This window comes from Cribrihabitans marinus (assembly GCF_900109035.1).
Lineage (GTDB): Bacteria > Pseudomonadota > Alphaproteobacteria > Rhodobacterales > Rhodobacteraceae > Cribrihabitans > Cribrihabitans marinus.
On the sequence record NZ_FNYD01000006.1, the window covers coordinates 1 to 21207 of the forward strand.

Consider the following 21207-nt stretch of genomic DNA (forward strand, 5'->3'; position numbering starts at 1 on the left):
GCCCAGAACCTTGATGTCCATCAGATGCTCCTCTCTCCACCTATGCCCGCCACGGTAGCAGCGGGTTGGTGGGAAGGCAGTTCATCCCATTAGCTCAGTAGTGCTTGCACCGGGACATCTTGCCGATGCCGGGGTTGAAGGAATTGCTGGGGTCGACCGACTTGTAGAAATCCGCCAGGTCGGGCTTGGCGGCGTAGAGGTGGCCGACATTGTGTTCGGCCGGGTATTCCGCGCCGCGGCGGTCCAGCAGCTCCAGCATGCTTGCCTTGAGCGCGGCGGGATCCGCGCCCTTCTTCACCACATAATCCTGGTGCAGGACGTGGCACATGAAATGGCCGTAATACAGCCGGTGAACCAGTTGGTCGGCGATCTCGGGCGGCAACTCCTCCTGCCAGTCGCGGGTGTTGCGGGGCAGGGCGATGTCGAGGGCGAGGATGTCCTCGACCTTGTCGGAATGCACCGCCATGTAGCGCACCGCCGCGCCGGCGGCGGCAAAGCGGTGCAGGCCGGCGATATGGCCTTCGCGCGGGCTGCATTCGAAGAAGCCCCCGCTGCGCTCGGCGAAGAACGCAGAGAGGAATTCGCGCGCCTCGGCGATGCCCTCGTCCCGCATCTTGAGGATCAGGTGGTGTTCATAGCTGTCCCGGTATTCCAGCATCCGCTGCGGCAGGATGTTCGGCCACAGCCGTGACAGGGCCTGCATGAACCGGTCGGTGAAGTTGCGCAGGCCGGGCACCAGGTTGAGCCGCGCGTCAACAGCGCCCTTGAGTGCGAAGACCGCCGGCAGCCGATCGGTGCCCAGCTTGTCGATCATCACCACCGTGTCCTTGCCGTATTCGGCGGCGATGTCGAACATCTCGCGGTGCATGTATTCGGCGCTGACCGGCAGGCTGTCGAACTGCGACAGGATCGCGCGGCGCAGCTCGGCCAGTTCCGCCGGATCGTCGGTGCCGACATAGAACACCTGTTCGGCGGCGTTCTTGGGATAGGTGTCCAGCCGCACCGCAAAGACCGCCAGTTTCCCGGCACAGCCGGCGGCCTCGTAGAGGCGCCGCTTGTCGGCGTTGAACCGGGCCGGGGTCTCGGCCTCGACATCGCGCACGCGGCTCGCATAGTCGGTGTCGGACGCCTTGCGGTTGGTGGCCTCGACATCCGCCGCGCTCCACTCGCCGCGTTCCAGCCGGGTCAGGATCTCTTCGGGCGTGTCACCCAGGTCGATTCCCAGATGGTTGACCAGCTCCAGCCTGCCGTCGGCCGACAGCCGGGCATGCAGCGACAGCTCGGTATAGGAGGGGCCGCGCTCGACCAGGGCGCCGCCGGAATTGTTGCACACGCCGCCCACGATCGAGGCGCCGATGCAGGACGATCCGATCACCGAATGCGGCTGCCGGCCAAGCGGGTCCAGCAGCTTCTCCAGCGCGAACAGGGTCGAGCCGGGGAAGCCGATGACCTGGCGGCCCTGGTCGATGACCTGCAACCCGTCCATGCGGCAGGTGTTGATCAGCACCACGTCGCGGTCATAGCGGCCCTTGGGCGTCGAGCCTTCGGTCAGGCCGGTATTGGCGGCCTGCAGGATGACGATCTTGTCGGCCGCGACGCAGGCCTGCAGCACGCGCCACTGTTCCAGCAGCGTGCCGGGCCGCACCACCGCCAGCGCCTCGCCCTCGCCCGAGCGGAAGCCCTTGCGGAACCGCTTGGTGCGGCGTTCGCCAATCAGGACATGGCGGCGGCCGCAGATCCCGCGCAGTTCCTTGAGCAGTGTCGGGTTGTCCATGATCCCCTCCCGTTCAGTAGGCGACCGAGGGCAGCCATGTCGCCAATGCCGGCCAGAGGAAGACCAGAAACAGGCCGCACAGCTGCAGGATAACGAAGGGGATGATTCCCTTGTAGATGTCCGTCAGCCGGATCTCGGGCGGGCAGACGCCCTTGAGGTAGAACAGCGCGAACCCCACCGGTGGCGTCAGGAAGCTGGTCTGCAGCGTGACCGCCACCAGGATCACGAACCACAGCAGCGCCGGTTCGTCGATGGCGTCGAAGCCGGGGATGTCCAGGCCCAGCCCGTTCACGATGGGACGCATCAGCGGCAGGACGATCAGAGTGATCTCGATCCAGTCCAGGACGAAGCCCAGCAGGAAAACGATGAAGAGGATGATGAACACGGTGCCACTGGGACCCAGGCCGGTGCCGCGGATCATGTCCTCGATCAGGGCGTCGCCGCCAAGCTCGCGCAGGACATAGGAGAACACCGTCGCGCCCAGGAAGATCGCGAAGATATAGGCGGTGGTGTTGAACGTGGCCTTGAGCACGTTGACCAGCTTGTGCAGCGTCAGCTTGCGGTATCCCAGCGCCAGCAGCGTCGCGCCCAGGGCCCCCACGCCCGAGGCCTCGGTCGGGGTGGTCAGGCCGGCGAAGATCGAGCCGAGCACCGCCAGGATCAGCCCCAGCGTCGGCAGCACCGCAATCAGCACGTCGCGCACCGCGGCCCAATCGGGCCGTTTGGCGCCCTCGGGCACCGGGGCCACGTCGCGCCTGATCAGCGCGATGATGAAGATATAGGTGAGGTAGAGCGCGCCGATGATGACGCCGGGGAACACCGCGGCCATGAACAGGTCGCCCACCGACAGGGCCATCTGGTCAGCCATGATCACCAGCATGATCGAGGGCGGGATCAGGATGCCCAGCGTGCCGCTGGCCGAAACCACGCCGGCGGCCAGCGCGGGCGAGTATTTCTGTTCCATCATCGAGGGCAGCGACAGCACGCCAAGCAGCACCACCGAGGCGCCGATGATGCCGGTCGAGGCGGCCAGGATGATGCCGATCATCGTCACCGTGATCGCCAGCCCGCCGCGCACCGTGCCGAACAGGCGCTGCATCGAGGTCATCAGCCGCTCGGCCACGCCGGATTCGTCCAGCATCAGCCCCATGAAGATGAACATCGGCAGCGCCACCAGGACCGCGTTCGACATCGTCGCATAGACTCGGTTCACAACCGCGCCCAGCGTCAGATAGTCCAGCCCGGTCAGGGTCTCCTCCAGCCCGGTCCAGTTCATCATGCCGTTGTCGAACAGATAGGCCAGCCCGCAATAGGCCACGCCCACGCCGGCCAGCGTCCAGGCCACCGGAAAGCCGGTGAAGAGCAGCGCGATGAAGGTCAGGAACATCGCGATGACCAGCTTCTCCTCGGTCGTCTCGACCAGGAAGGTCAGCGCCACCGCGACCACGGCAAACCCCAGCAGGGCCCATAGGATCAGGCGCAGGTCCTTGCCCGCGCGCTCTTCGGCATGGCCCGCCAACAGGGCATGGCCGTCATGGATCAGCCGGGCCAGCGCCGCCAGCGCCAGCAGGACGAAGCTGACCGGGATGACCGCCTTGAGCGCCCAGCGGCCCGGCAGACCCGTCGGGCTGTCCGAGCGTTCATTGACCCGCCAGCTTTCGTAGAAATAGTCCGATCCCTGGTCGATCATCAGGTAGATGAACGGCACCAGCAGGGCCAGGATGCCGATCACCTCGATGATGCGCTGGGCGCGGCGGCTGAGCTGCATGTGCAGCAGGTCGACCCGCACATGGCTGTCGGTGACCATCGCGTAGGAGATGCCGATCATGGTGACCAGCCCGTAGAAATGCCACTGGATCTCGTCCAGCTTGGGATAGTTCTGGTTGAGCAGGTAGCGCAGCGAAACCTGCGCCACGATGGCCCCTATCAGCAGTATATTGGCCCACATCACGACGTTGCCAATGCCCTTGACCGTCGAGTCGATGGCCAGTGCCACCGGCTGGCGGTCGCGATCCTCGTGTTCGAGAATTTGTTCGTAGACCTCGATCGGGTCGTCGTCTTTGCGGAACGTCTCGGCCATTGGATCCTCCTCAGGTCACGGCGCGGCGCAGGCGCAGCGCGCCATGCGGTCTTGTCTGTGGGGGCAGAAACGGGGCGGAGGCGGCGGTGCGGCCGCCTCCGCCCGGGTGCGGGTTGCGCCTACTTGCGCGGCAGGAAGGCGTTTTCCTTCCAGATGGCATAGCCTTCGCGGAACGCGTTCATGTCGTTGAGCACCTTGGCGAAGAACGCGTCGTTCGCGGCTTCCTCCTCGGCGACCTCCTCCCAGGTTGCGCGGAAGGTGTTCAGCATCTCGTCGTTCCAGGTCTTGATGGTGACGCCGTTGTTTTCCACGTTGTCGATCAGCGCATCATGCTGGATCGCCTCGCCCTCGGCGAAGCTGTCGGCCATCGACGCCTTGCAGGCGGTCTCGATGATCGCCTTGTGCTGTTCGCTGGCCTCGTTCCAGGCGTCTTTGTTGATCAGCAGTTCGAACACGGTGGCCTGCTGGTGCCAGCCGGGGAAATAGTTGAACTTCACCAGCTTGTGGAAGCCGAGCCGCGCGTCGATGGCGGGCATAGAGAACTCGGTGGCGTCGATCGCACCCTTCTCCAGCGCCGGAAAGATCTCGCCGCCCGGCAACAGCGACGTGGCGACGCCCAGTTTCTGCATCACCTTGCCGCCGAGGCCGAAGAACCGCATCTTCAGCCCGTTCAGGTCCTCGGGGCTTTCGATCTCGGTCGAGAACCAGCCCGAAGTTTCCGGCGCCAGGATGGCGCAGGGAATGACATGCACGTTGAAGCCGGCCTGGTCATACATTTCCTGGTACAGGCTCATGCCGTTGCCATAGTAAAGCCACGCCATGTATTCGCCGGCCTCGGGGCCGAACGGCACGGCCGAGAACAGTGGCGCGGCGGGGATCTTGCCAGCCCAGTAGCCGGCGGTGGTGTAGCCCGAGTTGATCTTGCCCGAGGACACCGCGTCGAGGATCTCGAAGGGCGGCACCAGCTTGCCGGGCTCATAGACCTTCATGCGCAGCGTGCCGCCCGACATCAGGTCGAGCTGCTCGGCGATCCGCGGGATCGGCGAGCCGAGGCCGGGCAGGGCGGTCGAGAAGGCGATGGGCGTCTTCAGCAGCATCTTTTCGGCCGCCATGGCCGCCGGCGCGGTCAGGATCGAGGCCGCGACGGCCAGGGATGTCAGGGTGGTCTTCATTGTATCTTGTCTCCTCCGGGGTGCGCGCTTCGGCGTCCGGATGCGGTGCCATTGCGCTTGATGATGCGAGGTAAATAAAAGTTACCACATGCATCAGTCAACAAGTTTATTTACCACGGAGGCGAATGAGCGGTGCCGGTTTGGCGCGGATCATGGTGGCCTGATCCGGCGTGGGCTGTGTGATTCCAGCCGAGACACCAGTCACAACGGACTGAAAATGCGCGACCTTTTTGAGAAATGGTGAATTTCCTGTCGCCCGCAGTCGCATATTCCTTGCAATACGACTTGGGCAAATTAATATACCATTGGCAAACACTGATGAGGCTTGGGAGACGCGAAATGGATGCTGCGGATCGGATATTCGACCCGATTGACCATGATTCCGTCGCCGAGGCCGTGGTCCACCAGATCGAGGCCATGATCGTCAGCGGTATCCTCAAGGAAGGCACGCGCCTGCCGTCCGAGCGCGAGATGTCGGAACTTCTGAAAGTGTCGCGGCCCAAGCTGCGCGAGGCGCTCAAGAATCTCGAGGATCAGGGTCTGCTCAAGGTCCGCCACGGCGAGGGATCGTTCATCGCGCCGCTGACCGGAACCGCACTGACCCCGGCTTTCCTGGATCTCTATGCGCGCCATCCGGCGGCCTTCTTCGACTATCTGGAGTATCGCCGCGAGCAGGAGGCGTTTGCCGCGCGCCTGGCGGCACAGCGGGCCACGCAGGCGGACAAGGACATCCTGGCCGCGATCCTGGACGAGATGGACCGGACGATGCGCAGCGCGGATTTCGAGGCGGCGCAAGTCGCGGATATCAACTTCCACGCGGCCATCGTGGATGCCAGCAACAATTCGACCCTGATCCACATGATGGCCTCGATCTACGACCTGACGCGGCGGGGCGTGTTCTACAACCGCAAGTTCCTGCGCACGATCGATGGTGCGGGAACCCGGCTTTTCGAGCAGCACAGCGCGATCGCGCAGGCGATTTTCGACGGGGACTCGGCCGGCGCGGACGCGGCGGCGCGTGCGCATATCGATTTCGTCGAGCTGTCGTTCCGCGAGGGGAGCCAACGCGAAGCACGTGAAAAAGTGGCCAGGAAACGCAAGATTTTGATGGGCGGCAAGGACTAGGGCGGGGCGTGTTCTGCGGCTTGCAGGTCACGCTCGGGAAAACTGCGAATCGGGGTCTTTTCGCGGAATCCCAAATTTGCTAATTTTTCGTTAACGAAAACAAAAGAGCAGGCAGGCGAGCGGATGGAAACGGCCCTAGAAGGCGCGTTCGTCATTTCATGGTCGCAAACGGATCTCGACGGCCTCGAGTCGGCGCCGATGGATGCGCTGGACGTCGGTGCGGTCTGGTCCTGGCGTGGCGAGGCCGTCCGGGTGGATGGCACCGCGGGCGTGGTGCGGCCGGAACGGATGGGCGCAGAGGACGCGGCGCGCCGCCAGATGGCGCTCCAGGTGCGGCAACTGGTGGGCAGGGCTGTCGGGCAGGCGCCCGGCGAAAGAGCCGACATCGGAATGCCCGACAGGTGTTTCGTGGTCACCAACGGTGCCCAGTCGCATACCGTGACGATCATCGATACGGGGCCGGGTTCGGCGCCGTTGCTGATGTTTCTCGACACCCTGCCGCCTCGGGATATCGATCTCTGGGTGGTGGATCACAACCTGGACGCGCCCGCGCCCGCGCCCATGGCGGATCCATCCGGCGGGGTCATCTGCTTCACGCCCGGCACATGGATCTCGACGCCCGACGGCGCCAGGCGCATCGAGGATCTGCGCGAGGGCGACCGGGTGCAGACCCGCGACAGCGGCGCGCAGGAGATCTGCTGGGTCGGCGCGCGCCGGATGAGCGGGGCGCGACTGTTTGCCATCCCCGATCTGCGGCCGGTACGCATCGGCGCCGGGGCGCTGGGCATCGACCGGCCCGACCGTGCCCTGCTGGTCTCGCCCGGTCACCGGATGCTGGTGCGCGGCGCCGCGGCCCGCGCATTGTTCGACACGCCCGAAGTGCTGGTCTCGGCGCGCGACCTGGTGAATGGCGGGACGGTGACGGTTGATGAGTCCCTGCGCGAGGTCACCTATATCCACCTTCTGCTGCCTGATCACCAGATCCTGTGGGCCAACGGTGTCGAGACCGAGAGCTTTCACCCGGCCAGCGCCGATCTGGCCACGCTGGGTGATGACGACCGCCGTCGCCTCTTGGATCATCGGCCCGAGCTTGCCGCCGATCCGCGTGGATACGGCCGCTACGCCCGCCGCAACCTGACGCGCGGTGAGGCCGCGCGCCTGCGGTCCGAGGCGGCCTGAGCCGGATCCGCCGGATTCGGCGTTGACACCGGGCCAACTGCGGTTATAAGCGCCGCTTCATTGGTGTTGGTGGCCCCCGCAAGGGGATGCCTGTCACTTCGGCAACCCCCGGAGAGAGGACAACGCCCTTCGAAACGAAAACCGAAGGAGATCAGCCGTGACCAAACGCACGTCTGCCAAGTACAAACTCGATCGCCGCATGGGCGAGAACATCTGGGGCCGCGCCAAGTCGCCCGTCAATCGCCGCGAATACGGCCCCGGCCAGCACGGCCAGCGCCGCAAGGGCAAGTTGAGCGATTTCGGCATCCAGCTGCGCGCCAAGCAGAAGCTCAAGGGCTATTATGGCGACCTGACCGAAAAGCAGTTCCGCCGCATCTATTCCGAGGCCGAGCGGGTCAAGGGCGACACCGGTGAGAACCTGATCGGCCTGCTGGAGCGCCGCCTGGACGCGGTGGTCTATCGCGCCAAGTTCGTGCCGACCGTCTTTGCCGCCCGCCAGTTCGTCAACCACGGCCATGTGCTGGTGAACGGCAAGCGCGTGAACATCCCCTCCTACCGCGTGAAAGAGGGCGACGTGATCGAGGTCCGCGAGAAGTCCAAGCAGATGGCGATGGTGCTCGAAGCCGCCGGCCTGCCCGAGCGCGACGTGCCGGACTACCTCGACGTGGACCACTCGAAGATGAAGGCGTCCTTCGTGCGCACCCCGAACCTGGGCGATGTGCCGTTCCCGGTGATGATGGAGCCGAACCTGGTCGTCGAATTCTACGCCAAGAACTGATCGCCCGATCACGAGGATCTGCAAGGGGCCGCCGATTGCGCGGCCCTTTTTGCATTTGCGCCACCCTGGAGGAAAAGCGTCACGGACCCGGATTGCCGATTTCCGTGCTCCGTCCTAGCGTGGCTCGGAGGAGTGGCTCATGGGATACAATATCGGCGAAGTTTCCGGCTATGCCGGCGGCCCGTCCGACTGGACGCTGACCGTTGATCTGACCGATCCGTCGGCGACGATCGTGACCGGCGACTTCGATGTCATCAGCCTGATCAGCGGCAACAGCGTCGGCGAGGCCGACAGCTACGCGGCAAGCGGGTTCAGCGCCAATTTCGGCACCTATACCAACAATTTCACCCTCAACGGCGATGGCGAGTTCTCGTTCGACATCGACCGCCAGGCAGTGTTCCAGAGCGGCGTCGACCAGACCGTCTCCTTTACCATCACCGGGACCAGCGGGGCCAATTCCGACGACGACCTGGTGACCGTCACGCTTCTGGTCTGCGTGGCCGGTGGCACGCTTATCGAAACCGCGACCGGCCCGGTCGCTGTCGAGGATCTGGCCGAGGACGACCTGGTGGTGACCCGCGATTGCGGGCTTCAGCCGGTGCGATGGGTCGGATGCCGACGCCTGGGGGCCGAAGAACTGCGGCACCGGCCGGAACTGCGCCCCGTCCGCCTGTCGGCCGGGGCGCTGGGCGCGGGGCGGCCCGAGCGCGACCTGCTGGTCTCGCCACAGCACCGGGTGCTGCTGAGCGACTGGCGCGCGCAGCTGTTTTATGGCCAGGACGAGGTTCTGGTGCCCGCCAAGGCGCTGGTGGATGACGACCGCATCCGCGTGGACACGGAAATCCGGGCCGTCGACTACTACCACGTCCTGTTTGACCGCCATCAGGTCATCCGCACCAACGGCGCCGAAACCGAGAGCTTTCACCCCGCCGACTACACGCTGCGCGCCATCGACCCTGCGGCGCGGGCGGAATTGCTGGCGCTGTTCCCGTCGTTGGCTGCGCGCCCGGGCGGTTACGGTCCGACCGCGCGCTATGTCGCGCGGATCGCCGAGGCCAGGTTCCTGGCCACCGGCCGGGACGGCGCCACATGAGCGAGGCGGCATCCGGCGACGGCCCGGAGTTTCCGTCCGGTGCCAAGCTGCGCGTCTATGGCGACACTCTGTTCCTGGCCTGGCGCAGCGCGCATCACCAGCAGATGACCATTGCCAACCTGCGCAGCGCGCTCGAACCGCCGATCGACCTTGGGCAGTTCCGGATCTTCCGGTTCGATGACGTGCCGCGCGGCATGTTCACCTGGGGGTTTCTTGGCCCCGAGGCCGAGGCGCGGCTGGTGTCCGGCCAGACCCTGCGCCCCGAGGACTGGAAATCGGGGACGCGGATGTGGATCGTCGATCTGATCGCGCCCTATCCGGGCATGACGGCGGCGATGGTGCGGTGGATCATGAAGCCCGGCAACCTGACCGACCGCGACTTCCTGTTCCGGCGTGTCGTCGCCGGCAACCGGACCCGGCGGATCGTGCATATCGACTTCTCGCGCCCGCAGGACAAGGCGCGCATCCGGCCCGAGTCGGATTTCCTGGGCTGACCCAGCGCGGTCACAGCGGCAGCGGCCGGCCCTCGGCAATCGCCTCCATCGCGAAATACGAGGTAACGCTGTCCAGTTCGACCTTCTCGATCAGCCGCTGATAGACCTTGTCGAAACTGGCCATGTCCTCGGTCACGACCTTGAGCTGATAGTCGTAATCGCCGCCGATGCGGTGGAAGTCGACCACTTCGGAAATGGTCAGGACGTGCCGGCGGAAGACCTGCAGCCATTCGGCGGAATGGTGCCGGGTGCGCAGCATCACGAAGACCACCAGCCGCAGCCCGAGCTTTTCGCGGTCGACGCGCGCGGACGCCCCCTTGAGGATCCCGGCCTCGGTCAGCGCCCGCAGGCGCCGCCAGCAGGCGTTCTGCGACAGCCCCACCCGGTCGGCCAGCTCCCGTTGGGACAGGGTGCTGTCCAGTTGCAGCTGCCGCAGGAGTTTCAGATCAAGTTCATCGTATTGGGCCATATCGTCGATCATATGACACAAATAATCTCGACACCATTAAGTAATTTGGGTCAAAATACCGATCACACCAGATCATATTGAGGCAAGAGAACAGGAGTGCCCCGACCATGATCTTCGACACGTTCCGAGACAGCATCGCACAGGACGCCAGGACCGACAGGCTGCGGTCGGGCCTGATCGGCGAGGGGATGCCGATCCCCGGCCTGTTTGGCGACGTGCCGCTGGTCTATGCCGATTACGTGGCCTCGGGCCGGGCCCTGCGCCAGGTCGAGCGCTTCGTGAGCGAAGACGTGCTGCCCTATTACGCCAACAGCCATACCGAGGCGTCGTTCTGCGGCTCCTACATCACCCGCATGCGCCGTGCCGCGCGGGCCGAGATCGCGCGGATCGTGGGCGCGCATCCCGACGACGCGGTGATCTTTGCCGGCTCCGGGGCCACGGCGGGGCTGAATCGCCTGGTCAACCTGCTGGGATTGGCGCGGGCCGAGGACGCGGTGGTCCTGATCGGCCCCTACGAGCATCATTCCAACATCCTGCCCTGGCGCGAAAGCGGGGCGCGGGTGATCGAGATCCCCGAGGCGCCCGAAGGTGGCCCCGATCTGGCGGCGCTGGAGCGGACCCTCGATGAGGTGTCGGGCGCGGATCTGGTGATCGGCAGCTTCTCGGCGGCCTCGAACGTGACCGGCATCATCACCGATCCCGATCCGGTGACGCGGATGCTCAAGCGTCACGGGGCGCTGGCGATCTGGGACTATGCCGGGGCGGGACCCTACCTGCCGATCGACATGGGGTCCGGTGATGTTCGCAAGGACGCCATCGTCGTCTCGCCCCACAAGTTTCCCGGCGGTCCCGGTGCCTCAGGTATCCTGGTGGTCAACGCCGCCGCGGTGCAGACGGCGCGGCCCAGCTGGCCCGGCGGCGGCACCGTGTCCTTCGTCTCGCCCTGGCGGCATGACTATGTCGACGACCTGGCCGCGCGGGAAGAGGCCGGAACGCCCAACGTGATCGGCGACATCCGCGCCGCGCTGGCCTTTCTGGTCAAGGATGCGGTCGGCGCCGAGTTCATCGCCGAGCGCGAGGCGCGCTACAACCGCATGGCGCTGGACGGCTGGCGCGACAACCCGCATCTGACGCTGCTGGGGGCCGAGGCCGGGCACCGGCTGCCGATCTTCTCGTTCCTGGTCCGGGACGCCGAGGGGCAGCCCGTGCACCAGCAGCTGTTCACCCGCATGCTGAGCGACATCCACGGCATCCAGGCGCGCGGCGGCTGTGCCTGTGCCGGGCCCTATGCGCACCGCCTGCTGGGCATCGACCGCGCGGCGTCGGACGCGCTGCATGCCGATCTGGCCGCCGGGCGCGAGCTGCGCAAGCCGGGCTGGGTCAGGCTCAACCTGTCCTACCTGATGGACGAGGCCACCGTGCGGTTCATCATCGACAGCGTGAACGACCTGTCGCGCCGGACCGGTGAATACTCCCGGCACTACCGCGCCGATCCGGCCACCGCGCGGTTCACCGGGCGGGCGGCCTGAACGGTTTGTGACGCAGTTTACAGTCAGGCCCGTCGGCTCCGTGATACCTTCCCGGGCAGAAGGTATTTTTGGAGTTCATTATGGCACTGAAACTGTCCGCACCTGTCGGAGACAAGAACCGGATCACCAAGCCCGATCCGAGGAAACCCAACCAGAAGTTCAAACCGGTGCAGAACAAGCCCGCCGATGTCGAACTGGTGCGGCTGATGCTCAAGGCCAACGGCTATACGGTCGAGGTGAACGGCAAATGCGATGCCGCGCTGATCAAGATGATCCGCGATTTCCAGCGCAAGAAGCTCGGTTTCAAGAAGCCCGACGGTATCGTCGATCCCGGGATGCAGACCTGGAGTGCGGGCCTGACCCGCCTGTCCGCGATGGTCTCGGCCGATGCCAAGGTCGAGGTCTACGAGGTCCAGGAGAACGGCAAGACCAAATACGTAAGCAAGTCCGAATACGAGGCCGGGGTGAAGGCGCTGAAGCGCGAGATCCTGTCCAAGGCCAAGATGATGATGTCCGAAGCCGAAAGCTGGGAGGATTTCTGCAACGAGGTCGAACGCACAAGGCAGGCGCAGGACGGGCTGATGAACGCTCTGGTCGAGTTTGCCGTCAGCACCGTCAACGACAAGACCGACCCGCCCTGGAGCGCGATCCTGGACGCAAGTTCGCAGGCCTCGCTGCTCAAGAGCTATACCGACCGCAGCGCGCCGGACTGGAAGAAGGTCTATGCCCAGGACCAGAAGGCGACCAAGGCCTATAACAAGGGCGTCAAGGCGTTCAAGGGATTCATCAAGGCGCGGATCGACACGGCCGGTTCGATGATCGGCAAGCTGGAGGTCGTGCGCGACACCTCGTTTGCGGTGGTCGAGGCCTATATGACGGCCAGGCTGGTCGCGACCAAGGGCATGTCGCCGGCCAAGGCCCACGGCGTCGCCGCGGCCAGCACCGAGGCGCTGAAATCCGGCGCCGGGCAGTTCGGCGAATACCTGGCGGGCAACAACGTCACCCTGGACGGCGCCGCCAAGAAGGTTTTTATCGACAGCTTCATCGCCGGTCTGGCCGGCGCCGCCGGGGGCAAGCTGACCGACAAGCTGGCCGCCGGGCTGGCGGACGATCTGCTCAAGGCGGCGATGCCGAAACTGTCCAAGCAGATCTCGAAAAAGGCGGCCAAGGCGTTCTTCGAGAAGTTCCTCAAGTCCAAGGCCGGGCAGGCGATGGTGACCGAGGCCCTGAAGGAAGTGATCGGGCTGGCCAAGCCGATGATCGAAAAGGGCCGCCCGCCCAATTCCAAGGAGATCAAGTCGGCCGTCGCCAAGGTCATGACCGCCGGGATCGTGTCGCATGCCGCGTTCAAGTCGCTGGAATCCTTCTCGACGAACTGCGCTTCGGGTCTGAGCAAGTATCTCAAGGACAGCTTGGTGCCCGGGGTGATGAAGGGCACCGTCAAGTCTGATCTGACGTCGAAATACGGTGCGGACCTGGCCGAAAAGTTCATCACCATGCACGGGGCCGAGATCTATGGCGACATCGCGGGACAGCTGGCCGGCAAGAGCGTCGGAAAATACGCCGATGGTGTTGTGAACGGCGCGGACGGCACCCAGTCGGCCGCGGCGCTGCAGAAATTGGCCAACGAACAGATGCGCAAGGATCTGGAACTGCGCAAGAAAATCCACAAGATGATCATGGCCAAGGCCAAGCGCAAGATGAAGAAGCTGGAAGCGGCGTAATCCACCGCCGGTTCGCGGCAGGGCGGATGTTGCGGCTTTTCTCTGGCGGGTGACGCGGGTATTAGGGGTCCATTCAGGGAGCCCCACATGAACCACATCACCCCGCAGCCCGGCATCATGGACATCGCCCTCTACCAGGGCGGGGCGTCGCATGTGGCGGGCCTGAGCGACGTGATCAAGCTCAGCTCGAACGAGAATCCGCACGGACCCAGCCCCCGGGCGACCCAGGCGGTGCGCGACAGCGCCGCGCGCCTGCACCGCTATCCCTCGACCGATCATGCCGACCTGCGCGAGGCCATCGGCGCGGTGCACGGGCTGGACCCCGCGCAGATCATCTGTGGCGTGGGGTCGGACGAGGTTCTGCAATTCGTCGTCCATGCCTATGCCGGTGCCGGTGACGAGGTGATCCATACCGAGCACGGCTTCTCGATGTATCCGATCCTGGCCCGCATGGTCGGGGCCGCCCCGGTCAAGGTGCCCGAGCAGGACCGGCGCGTGGATGTCGACGCGATCCTGGCCGCCTGCACCGAACGCACACGCATCGTGTTCCTGACCAATCCGGGCAACCCCACCGCGACCATGATCCCCGAGGCCGAGGTCGCGCGGCTGGCCGATGGCCTGCCGCCCGGCGTCTTGCTGGTGATCGACGGCGCCTATACCGAGTTTGTCGAGGGGTTCGACGGCGGCGCGGGTATCGTGGCGGCGCGCGAGCATGTGATCATGACCCGGACCTTCTCCAAGATCTACGGGCTGGGCGGAATGCGGGTCGGCTGGGGCTATGCGCCAAGGTCGATCATCGACGTGCTGAACCGCGTGCGCCAACCCTTCAACCTGTCGGGAACAGCGCTGGCGGCGGCCGAGGCGGCGGTGCGCGACCGGGACTATGTCGCGTTCTGCCGGCGCGAGAATGCCCGGCTGCGCGCCTGGCTCGCCGAGGCGCTCGCCGATGCCGGTGTGCCGTCCGACCCGTCCTGCACGAACTTCATTCTGGCGCGGTTCGGCTCGCGGCAAGAGGCCGAGGCCTGTGACACCGCCCTGCAGGCGCGCGGCCTGATCGTGCGGCGGGTGGCGGGCTATGGCCTGCCGGACGCGCTGCGGATCACCGTCGGTGACGAGGGGGCCTGTGCCCGTGTGGCCGAGGCCGTGCGCGCGTTCAAGGAGGGGCGGGCATGAGCCAGGTCTATGGACGGGTCGCCCTGATCGGGCTGGGCCTGATCGCGTCGTCGATGTTCTGGGCGATGCGACGCACCGGGCTGGCCACCGAGGTGACCGGGTATTCCCGGTCGCAGGAGACCCGCGACACCGCCACCCGGATCGGGCTGTGCGACCGGATCTGCGACACCGCCGCCGAGGCGGTCGAGGGGGCCGACCTGGTGGTGCTGGCGGTGCCGGTCGGCGCGATGGGCGATGTCGCCGCCGAGATCGCGCCGATGCTCAAGCCGGGCGCAACCGTCACCGATGTCGGGTCGGTCAAGCGCCACGTGATCGAAGCGGTCGGCCCGCATGTGCCTGACGGCGTTCACTTCGTCCCCGGCCATCCGCTGGCGGGGACCGAGCATTCCGGCCCCGAATCCGGGTTCGCCGAATTGTTCGACAACCGCTGGACTCTGCTGGTCCCGCCCGAGGGCACCGATCCGGCCGCGATCGACCGCCTGCGGGCGCTCTGGGAGGGGATGGGCGCGCTGGTCGACGAGATGGACGCCGACCACCATGACCTGGTGCTGGCCGTGACCAGCCACGCGCCGCACCTCATCGCCTACACGATGGTGGGCGTGGCCGACGACCTGCGCCGCGTCACCGATACCGAGGTCATCAAGTATTCCGCCGCCGGTTTCCGCGACTTCACCCGGATCGCCGCCAGCGATCCGACCATGTGGCGCGACGTGTTCCTGACCAACAAGGACGCCACTCTGGAGATCCTGGGACGCTTCACCGAAGAGCTGTTTGCGCTGCAGCGTGCGATCCGCACCGGCGATGGCGGCCACCTGCACGACTATTTCACCCGCACCCGCGCGATCCGGCGCGGTGTCATCGAGGCGGGCCAGGATACCGACGCACCGGATTTCGGCCGCGGGAGGGCCAAGACATGAACAGGATACTGGCCGCACTGACCGTTGCCGCCTCGGCGATCTGTATTGGCACAGCCGGTGCTGCCGCACCCGACACGTCCCCGCGTCCGGCGGCGCGTCCCGACCTGGCCGAAGTCCCGGTCACTCGCGCTGCCACGGTGCCGCCGTTGGCGCGGATGCGCCCGGTGCCGCGCCCGCAATCGGCGCAGATCGAGCAGTTGAACCAGGTCGCGGCCCCGCCCGCGACCGGCCCCGGCAACTCGCTGCGGCCGTTCCTGCGACCGCCCGAGATCGCGCAGAAAGCGTTTCTGTTCAAGCGCAAGCAGCGCCGGGGCTCGGTCTGCGGCAACATCGACATCCAGGGCGAAAAGGTCGGCCGCGTGCCGGGCCGGATCCGCGGATGCGGCGTGAAGAACGCGGTCAAGGTCAGTTCCGTCTCGGGCGTGTTCCTGACGCAGCCGTCTGTCATGACCTGCGACACCGCCGAGGCCCTGAACCACTGGGTCACGCGCGGTGTCAGACCGGCCTTCAAGCCGATGGGACGGGTCGCCGGGCTGAAGGTCGCGGCGCATTATTCCTGTCGCACGCGCAACAACCGTCCCGGCGCCAGGATCTCGGAACACGGGAAGGGCAAGGCGATAGACATCTCGGCCTTCATCCTGGACACCGGCCGCACGATCACCGTCCTGAAGGGCTGGAACCAGGGCGAGGCGCGCAAGGCGCTCAAGCGGGCGTGGCAATCGGCCTGCGGACCGTTCGGCACGGTGCTTGGGCCGGGATCTGACGGCTATCACCGTGACCATTTCCACGTGGACACCGCGCGCCACCGGGGCGGAAACTACTGCCGCTGATCCGGCGCGTCAGCGCAGGATCAGACGCGGCGCGGGGCCCAGGGGAACCGGCCCCAGCGCGACATAGCCGTCGCGAAAGTTGAGCTGCACATCCAGGGCACGGGAATTGCCGCCAAGCCCTGCCAGCATGCCCAGCATGCGCTCGGCCGGGGCGATCGCCTGCGGCGGCAGCGCCCCGGCGGCCTCGGCCATGGCCAGCATCTCGCGCCAGTTCTCGGCCTTCAGGGCGATTGCGCCGGTCGGCACGCCCTCGGCATCCACGCTCAGGGCGCCGGTGGCATAGACGTGCAGCGCGCCCCAGCGCATCTCGGCAAGGTCCAGCGCAATGGATACCGGCTGCGGTCGCCTGCGCTCCAACGCGGCGCGGTCCCACCTTGTGTCGAATTGCACCTGCGCCTTGAGTTCCAGCGTCTCGAAACTCTGCGGCAGGTCTGCCGACGAGGCGAGCAGGCGGCGCAGCCGGGCACCGGGCGAGAAATCGTCGGCCGTGATCTCGATGTCATAGGTTTCCGGGCTGTCCGCCTGGATCATCGACAGCCCGAGATCCGAGGCGACCATCACCGCCGCACCGTCCTCGGCGACCGACCACGGCCCCGATGCCAGCGACAGCTGTTCCAGGACCAGCTCGATCCCCGGCGCCAGGCGCAGATCCGCGCGCATGTCTTCGGTCGCGACAACGAGGGTCCGGTCGAAATGCGACAGGCGTTGCGGGGTCGCGGGAAACCGGACCGTCTGGTGGCCGGGCCAGATCGCCGGGCTGTCCAGCATCAGCCAGTCGGCCTGCCAGGCCGCGCCGGTCGCGGGATCGGCCAGCGCCGGGCTTTCGATCAGCGTGACATGGCGGGCGGGATAGCCCGATGTCGAAATATCGGCGTAATCCGCCTGCCAGCCGCGCGCCTGCTGGGCCGCGAACCAGCCCGAGACCGAGGACCGCAGCCCCCAGCCGGCGGCATACCAGTAGCCCGACCAGACCAGCCCGACCAGAATGACGATGTTCAAAACCCGGCGCATCGGCGGAAGGCCCCTTTTTCCTGCATCGGATTTGATGTTTATAGGCGCAAACAGGCAAGGACCAGTGCGATGACGATGTGGGTGTTCGGCTATGGCTCGCTGCTGTGGAACCCGGATTTTCCGGTGGCCCGGCGCGAACGCGCGACGTTGCGCGGCTATGCCCGGTCCTTCTGCATGAGCTCCATCCACCACCGCGGCACCGAGGAGGCGCCCGGCCTGGTTCTGGCGCTGGATGCCGCCGAAGGCGCGCATTGCAGCGGCCTGGCTCTGGCGGTCGAGCCAGGGCACGAGGCGCACACGCTGGACGAGCTGCGCGCGCGCGAGTTGATCTCGTCGGCCTATGTGGAACGCATGCTGGACGTGCATCTGGACGCAGGCGGCATCGTCAACGCCGTAACCTACGTGATCGACCCCGACCACGTGCAGTATTGCGGCGGCATGCCGCTGGAGGAGCAGGCCCGGATCATCGCCCGCGCCGTGGGCGGCCGCGGCCCGAACACCGAATACCTGTTCAACACCGCCGAACACCTGGCCGAGATCGGGCTGAGCGATCCCGATCTCGACTGGCTGGCCCAAAGGGTGCGGCAGCTTTCGGCATAAACCCTTGGCGCGGCCTCGGCCTTTTCGTTAGGCTCGCGCCAGAGCAGAGGTTCAGGACATAGCGCATGGCGCAGGCACCCCGTCAGGCACGGCCACAATTCTCGCAGCCGATCCGGCAGATCCTGCTGATGTTGATCGTCATCGGCCTGTCCGGGTTCGGCACCTTCGTGGCCCTGCCGCGGGTGCTGCCGGTGTTCGAGGCCAACCCCTATCTCAACGGGTTCATCCTGCTGGTCTTCTGCGTGGGCGTGCTGGCCTGTTTCTGGCAGGTGATCCAGCTGATCGGATCGGTGCGCTGGATCGAGGCCTTTGCCGGAGGCGCCGAGCACGAAGGCACCCGCCCGCCCTCGCTTCTGGCGCCGCTGGCCTCGCTGCTACGCACCCGCGGCGCACGGATGCAGATCAACTCGACCTCGGCGCGGTCGATCCTCGACTCAGTGGCGGTGCGGATCGAGGAAGAGCGCGAGATCACCCGCTACATCACCAATGTGCTGATCTACCTGGGCCTTCTGGGCACGTTCTTCGGTCTGGCGACCACCGTGCCCGCCGTGGTGGACACGATCCGCAGCCTGAACCTGGCCGAGGGCGAGAACAGCGCGACCGTGTTCAACCGCCTGATGACCGGGCTCGAGGCGCAGCTGGGCGGCATGGGCGTGGCCTTCGGTTCGTCGCTTCTGGGCCTGGCGGGCTCGCTGATCGTCGGCCTTCTGGAACTGTTCGCCGGGCACGGCCAGAACCGATTTTACCGCGAGCTGGAGGAGTGGCTCACGACGATCACGCGGCTGGGCTTTGCTTCCGGCGAGGAGAGCGGCGGCGAGGCCGGGGCGATGGCGCCGATGCTGGACGCGATGGGCGAGCAGATGGACGCCCTGCAGGAGATGTTCGCCGCCTCGGACAGCAGGAACGGCGAAGTGGCCGAACGGCTGGGCACCCTTGTCGAAACCATTTCCGAGATGAACCAGCGCCAGGCCGAGACCGAGACCACCTCCGCCTCGCTGGATCGCATCGCGGCGGCGCAGGAGGCGCTTCTGGACCACATGCGCGAGCAGGGGCCGGGCGAGGGGCTGGATGCCGAAAGCCGAATGCGCCTGCGCTCGATCGACGTGCAGATGCTGCGCATCCTCGAGGAGATCTCCGCCGGCCGGCAGGAAAGCCTGGCCGAGCTGCGCAAGGATGTCGAGATCCTGACAAAGGCGCTGATGGTGTCGCGCGGGCGTCAGAGGGCAGGGGAGTAGGCCATGGCCCTGTCGCGCCGCAGCGGGCACAGATTCCAGAGCTCGGTCTGGCCCGGGTTCGTCGATGCGATGACCGGGCTGCTGCTGGTGCTGACTTTCGTCTTGACCATCTTCATGGTGGTGCAGTTCGTCCTGCGCGAGGAGATATCCGGCCAGGAAACCGAGCTGGACGCCCTGTCGGCCGAGGTCACCGCCCTGTCCCAGGCCCTGGGCCTGCGCGAGGCGCAGAACGACCGGCTGCAGGCGCGGGTGGGCGAGTTGAACGCCACGCTGGGCGACACCCGCGAGGATCTGACCCAGGCGCAGGCGATGATCGCCTCGCTGACCGCCGAGCGCGAGGCGCAGGACGAAGCCTTGGCCGAGGCCACCGGGCGGATCTCGGCCTTCGAGGCACAGGTGGCCACCTTGCTGGCCGACCGCGACCGCGCCCTGTCCGATATCGCCGCGCTGGAACAGGACCGCGCCGCGCTGGAAGCGCGCCGCGACGAGCTGTTGTCCGAGCAGGAGGCGCTGAACCTCGCCTTGGCCCGCTCGCGCGAGGAGATCGACGCCCAGACCGAGGCCGCCCGCCTGGCCGCGGCCCGCCGCGAGGCGCTGGAAGCGATGGTCGCCGACCTGCGCAAGGAGGGCGAGGCGCAATCCGCCGAGGTGCAGGCGCTGGAAGAACAGCTTTCCGAGGAAGAGGCGGCGCGGCTGGCCGAGGCCGCTGCCGCCGAGGCGCTGCGCGCCAAGCTGCAGGATGCCGATGCCGAGCTGACTGCAATGACCCTGGCGCTGGAGGCGCAGCGCAAGGAGGCCGAGGAGACCCTGACGCTGCTCGCCGCGGCCGACCGCGCCCGTGACAAATTGCAGGCCGAGCTGGAACAGGCGCTGGACAGGATCGACGCCGCCCAGGCCCGGGCCAGCGACCGCGACGCGCTGGCCGAACGCCTGGCCCGGGTTCTGTCGCAGTTGGAAACTGTTGAGGCCGAAAGCGCCGAGCGGATTTCCGCGCTCGAGGCCGAGGCCGCCGCGGCGCGTGCCGACGCCCGCGACACCGAAGCCGAGCGCCAAGAGGTCGAGGCCCGGCTGATGGCGGCGCTGGAACGCCTGGAGCGGTCGGATGTGGTGGCGTCGGATCTGGATGTGTTGCAGAATCGCCTTCTCGCCGCGCTGGCCGACAAGGAGGACGCCGAGGCCGAGCTGCGCGAACAGCGAAACCTGGCCGACGAGCGCGCGGCGCTGCTGGCACAGGCGCAGCTGACGCTGAGCGAGGAGCGCGAGGCGACGCTGGAGGCGCAGCAGCGCACTGCCCTGCTGAACCGCCAGATCGCCGCGCTGCGCTCGCAGCTGGGCAGCCTGCAGGCGCTTCTGGACGACTACAAGGACCGGGACGAGGCCGCGCAGGTGCAGTTGCAGAGCCTCGGTCAGGACCTCAACACCGCCCTGGCCCGCGCCGCCTCGGAAGAGCGCAAGCGCCGGCTGTTGGAGGAGAAGGAGCGCAAGCGCCTGGCCGCCGAGGCGGAGGCCCTGGCCGAGAAGGCCGAGGAAGCGCAGACGCGGGCCGAGGATCTGGAACGCTACCGCTCGGAGTTCTTCGGGCGCCTGCGCGACGTGCTGGGCAACCAGCCGGGCGTGCGGATCGAGGGTGACCGGTTCGTGTTCTCCTCGGAGGTGCTGTTCGCCCTGGGGTCAGCGGACCTGTCCGCCGATGGCCGGCGCGAGATCGCCAAGGTTGCGCGGATCCTGCGCAACGTGTCCGAGGACATACCGCCCGGACTGAACTGGATCATCCGGGTCGATGGCCATACCGACGACACGCCGCTGCTTCCGGGCGCGCGCTATGCCGACAACTGGGAACTCAGCCAGGCGCGCGCGCTGTCGGTCGTGCGCTACATGGTCGATGCGCTGGGCATCCCGCCCGATCGGCTGGCCGCCAACGGGTTTGGCGAGTTCCAGCCGGTAAACCGCGCGGACACGCCGCAGGCCCGGGCGCAGAACCGCCGGATCGAACTGAAACTGACCGAGCGTTAAGACACCGGCCG

18 protein-coding genes are annotated in these 21207 nt (G+C 66.6%); 13 read left to right on the forward strand and 5 right to left on the reverse strand.

What is annotated here, in order from left to right; genetic code table 11:
• Nucleotides 1–94: 94 nt before the first annotated feature.
• The 3 genes from dld to BMX57_RS10930 all read right to left on the reverse strand — a co-directional run bounded on the left by dld (nt 95) and on the right by BMX57_RS10930 (nt 5026).
• Entirely contained in the window at nt 95–1774 is a 1680-nt protein-coding gene (gene dld / locus BMX57_RS10920) for a D-lactate dehydrogenase (RefSeq protein ID WP_092366531.1), read from the reverse strand.
• 13 nt (nt 1775–1787) lie between these two features.
• Complete coding sequence (locus BMX57_RS10925) at nt 1788–3854, reverse strand: TRAP transporter large permease subunit (RefSeq protein ID WP_092366534.1); 2067 nt, start codon at nt 3852–3854, stop codon at nt 1788–1790.
• A gap of 119 nt (nt 3855–3973) precedes the next feature.
• Entirely contained in the window at nt 3974–5026 is a 1053-nt protein-coding gene (locus BMX57_RS10930; RefSeq protein ID WP_092366537.1) for a TRAP transporter substrate-binding protein, read from the reverse strand.
• A gap of 339 nt (nt 5027–5365) precedes the next feature.
• Between BMX57_RS10930 and BMX57_RS10935 the strand changes: the two genes are divergently transcribed.
• The 5 genes from BMX57_RS10935 to BMX57_RS10955 all read left to right on the forward strand — a co-directional run bounded on the left by BMX57_RS10935 (nt 5366) and on the right by BMX57_RS10955 (nt 9695).
• Nucleotides 5366–6151, forward strand: a complete 786-nt coding sequence (locus BMX57_RS10935) for a FadR/GntR family transcriptional regulator (RefSeq protein WP_092366540.1) — start codon at nt 5366–5368, stop codon at nt 6149–6151.
• Nucleotides 6152–6274: 123 nt separating this feature from the next.
• Nucleotides 6275–7330: a Hint domain-containing protein gene (locus BMX57_RS10940; protein WP_092366543.1), complete on the forward strand. Its 1056-nt coding sequence runs from the start codon at nt 6275–6277 to the stop codon at nt 7328–7330.
• 157 nt (nt 7331–7487) lie between these two features.
• On the forward strand, nt 7488–8108 hold the full coding sequence (rpsD, locus tag BMX57_RS10945) for a 30S ribosomal protein S4 (RefSeq protein ID WP_092366546.1): 621 nt from the start codon (nt 7488–7490) through the stop codon (nt 8106–8108).
• Nucleotides 8109–8247: 139 nt separating this feature from the next.
• Nucleotides 8248–9201, forward strand: a complete 954-nt coding sequence (locus BMX57_RS10950) for a Hint domain-containing protein (RefSeq protein ID WP_092366549.1) — start codon at nt 8248–8250, stop codon at nt 9199–9201.
• The gene (locus BMX57_RS10955; protein WP_092366552.1) at nt 9198–9695 is read left to right on the forward strand and encodes a toxin-activating lysine-acyltransferase; all 498 of its coding nucleotides are present in this window, start codon (nt 9198–9200) and stop codon (nt 9693–9695) included. The genes BMX57_RS10950 and BMX57_RS10955 overlap by 4 nt, the downstream gene beginning before the upstream one ends.
• Before the next feature lie 10 nt (nt 9696–9705).
• On the opposite strand, the gene BMX57_RS10960 is transcribed toward BMX57_RS10955, so the two are convergent.
• Nucleotides 9706–10164, reverse strand: a complete 459-nt coding sequence (locus BMX57_RS10960) for an Lrp/AsnC family transcriptional regulator (RefSeq protein ID WP_092367176.1) — start codon at nt 10162–10164, stop codon at nt 9706–9708.
• Between the two features lie 107 nt (nt 10165–10271).
• Here BMX57_RS10960 and BMX57_RS10965 point away from each other — a divergent pair, with 107 nt between their 5' ends.
• From BMX57_RS10965 to BMX57_RS10985, 5 genes are all read left to right on the forward strand, one after another.
• Nucleotides 10272–11693, forward strand: coding sequence for an aminotransferase class V-fold PLP-dependent enzyme (locus tag BMX57_RS10965; protein ID WP_092366556.1), 1422 nt, complete (start codon nt 10272–10274; stop codon nt 11691–11693).
• Between the two features lie 80 nt (nt 11694–11773).
• A complete protein-coding gene (locus BMX57_RS10970; protein WP_092366559.1) occupies nt 11774–13417 on the forward strand; it encodes a peptidoglycan-binding domain-containing protein in 1644 nt (547 codons plus the stop codon).
• 87 nt (nt 13418–13504) lie between these two features.
• On the forward strand, nt 13505–14590 hold the full coding sequence (gene hisC, locus BMX57_RS10975; protein WP_092366562.1) for a histidinol-phosphate transaminase: 1086 nt from the start codon (nt 13505–13507) through the stop codon (nt 14588–14590).
• Nucleotides 14587–15507 carry a prephenate/arogenate dehydrogenase family protein gene (locus BMX57_RS10980; protein ID WP_092366565.1) on the forward strand — a complete coding sequence of 307 codons (921 nt, stop codon included), beginning with the start codon at nt 14587–14589 and terminating at the stop codon, nt 15505–15507. The genes hisC and BMX57_RS10980 overlap by 4 nt, the downstream gene beginning before the upstream one ends.
• Nucleotides 15504–16337 carry an extensin-like domain-containing protein gene (locus BMX57_RS10985; RefSeq protein WP_092366568.1) on the forward strand — a complete coding sequence of 278 codons (834 nt, stop codon included), beginning with the start codon at nt 15504–15506 and terminating at the stop codon, nt 16335–16337. The genes BMX57_RS10980 and BMX57_RS10985 overlap by 4 nt, the downstream gene beginning before the upstream one ends.
• 9 nt (nt 16338–16346) lie before the next feature.
• Here BMX57_RS10985 and BMX57_RS10990 read toward each other — a convergent pair whose 3' ends face one another.
• Nucleotides 16347–17348 (reverse strand): DUF2125 domain-containing protein, encoded by a 1002-nt coding sequence (locus tag BMX57_RS10990; protein WP_092366571.1) that lies wholly within the window; start codon nt 17346–17348, stop codon nt 16347–16349.
• A 69-nt stretch (nt 17349–17417) separates the two neighbouring features.
• Here BMX57_RS10990 and BMX57_RS10995 point away from each other — a divergent pair, with 69 nt between their 5' ends.
• From BMX57_RS10995 to BMX57_RS11005, 3 genes are all read left to right on the forward strand, one after another.
• Nucleotides 17418–17948, forward strand: coding sequence for a gamma-glutamylcyclotransferase (locus tag BMX57_RS10995; protein WP_092366573.1), 531 nt, complete (start codon nt 17418–17420; stop codon nt 17946–17948).
• Between the two features lie 65 nt (nt 17949–18013).
• Nucleotides 18014–19183, forward strand: a complete 1170-nt coding sequence (locus BMX57_RS11000) for a biopolymer transporter ExbB (protein WP_092366576.1) — start codon at nt 18014–18016, stop codon at nt 19181–19183.
• Nucleotides 19184–19186: 3 nt separating this feature from the next.
• A complete protein-coding gene (locus BMX57_RS11005; RefSeq protein WP_092366580.1) occupies nt 19187–21196 on the forward strand; it encodes a peptidoglycan -binding protein in 2010 nt (669 codons plus the stop codon).
• The last annotated feature ends 11 nt before the right edge of the window (nt 21197–21207 follow it).

Bases quoted from the DNA above. Each gene is read 5' to 3' on its own strand.
- dld (WP_092366531.1), bottom strand. From the start codon at position 1,774: ATGGACAACCCGACACTGCTCAAGGAACTGCGCGGGATCTGCGGCCGC.
- BMX57_RS10925 (WP_092366534.1), bottom strand. From the start codon at position 3,854: ATGGCCGAGACGTTCCGCAAAGACGACGACCCGATCGAGGTCTACGAA.
- BMX57_RS10930 (WP_092366537.1), bottom strand. From the start codon at position 5,026: ATGAAGACCACCCTGACATCCCTGGCCGTCGCGGCCTCGATCCTGACC.
- BMX57_RS10935 (WP_092366540.1), top strand. From the start codon at position 5,366: ATGGATGCTGCGGATCGGATATTCGACCCGATTGACCATGATTCCGTC.
- BMX57_RS10940 (WP_092366543.1), top strand. From the start codon at position 6,275: ATGGAAACGGCCCTAGAAGGCGCGTTCGTCATTTCATGGTCGCAAACG.
- BMX57_RS10950 (WP_092366549.1), top strand. From the start codon at position 8,248: ATGGGATACAATATCGGCGAAGTTTCCGGCTATGCCGGCGGCCCGTCC.
- BMX57_RS10955 (WP_092366552.1), top strand. From the start codon at position 9,198: ATGAGCGAGGCGGCATCCGGCGACGGCCCGGAGTTTCCGTCCGGTGCC.
- BMX57_RS10960 (WP_092367176.1), bottom strand. From the start codon at position 10,164: ATGGCCCAATACGATGAACTTGATCTGAAACTCCTGCGGCAGCTGCAA.
- BMX57_RS10965 (WP_092366556.1), top strand. From the start codon at position 10,272: ATGATCTTCGACACGTTCCGAGACAGCATCGCACAGGACGCCAGGACC.
- BMX57_RS10970 (WP_092366559.1), top strand. From the start codon at position 11,774: ATGGCACTGAAACTGTCCGCACCTGTCGGAGACAAGAACCGGATCACC.
- hisC (WP_092366562.1), top strand. From the start codon at position 13,505: ATGAACCACATCACCCCGCAGCCCGGCATCATGGACATCGCCCTCTAC.
- BMX57_RS10980 (WP_092366565.1), top strand. From the start codon at position 14,587: ATGAGCCAGGTCTATGGACGGGTCGCCCTGATCGGGCTGGGCCTGATC.
- BMX57_RS10985 (WP_092366568.1), top strand. From the start codon at position 15,504: ATGAACAGGATACTGGCCGCACTGACCGTTGCCGCCTCGGCGATCTGT.
- BMX57_RS10990 (WP_092366571.1), bottom strand. From the start codon at position 17,348: ATGCGCCGGGTTTTGAACATCGTCATTCTGGTCGGGCTGGTCTGGTCG.
- BMX57_RS10995 (WP_092366573.1), top strand. From the start codon at position 17,418: ATGACGATGTGGGTGTTCGGCTATGGCTCGCTGCTGTGGAACCCGGAT.
- BMX57_RS11000 (WP_092366576.1), top strand. From the start codon at position 18,014: ATGGCGCAGGCACCCCGTCAGGCACGGCCACAATTCTCGCAGCCGATC.
- BMX57_RS11005 (WP_092366580.1), top strand. From the start codon at position 19,187: ATGGCCCTGTCGCGCCGCAGCGGGCACAGATTCCAGAGCTCGGTCTGG.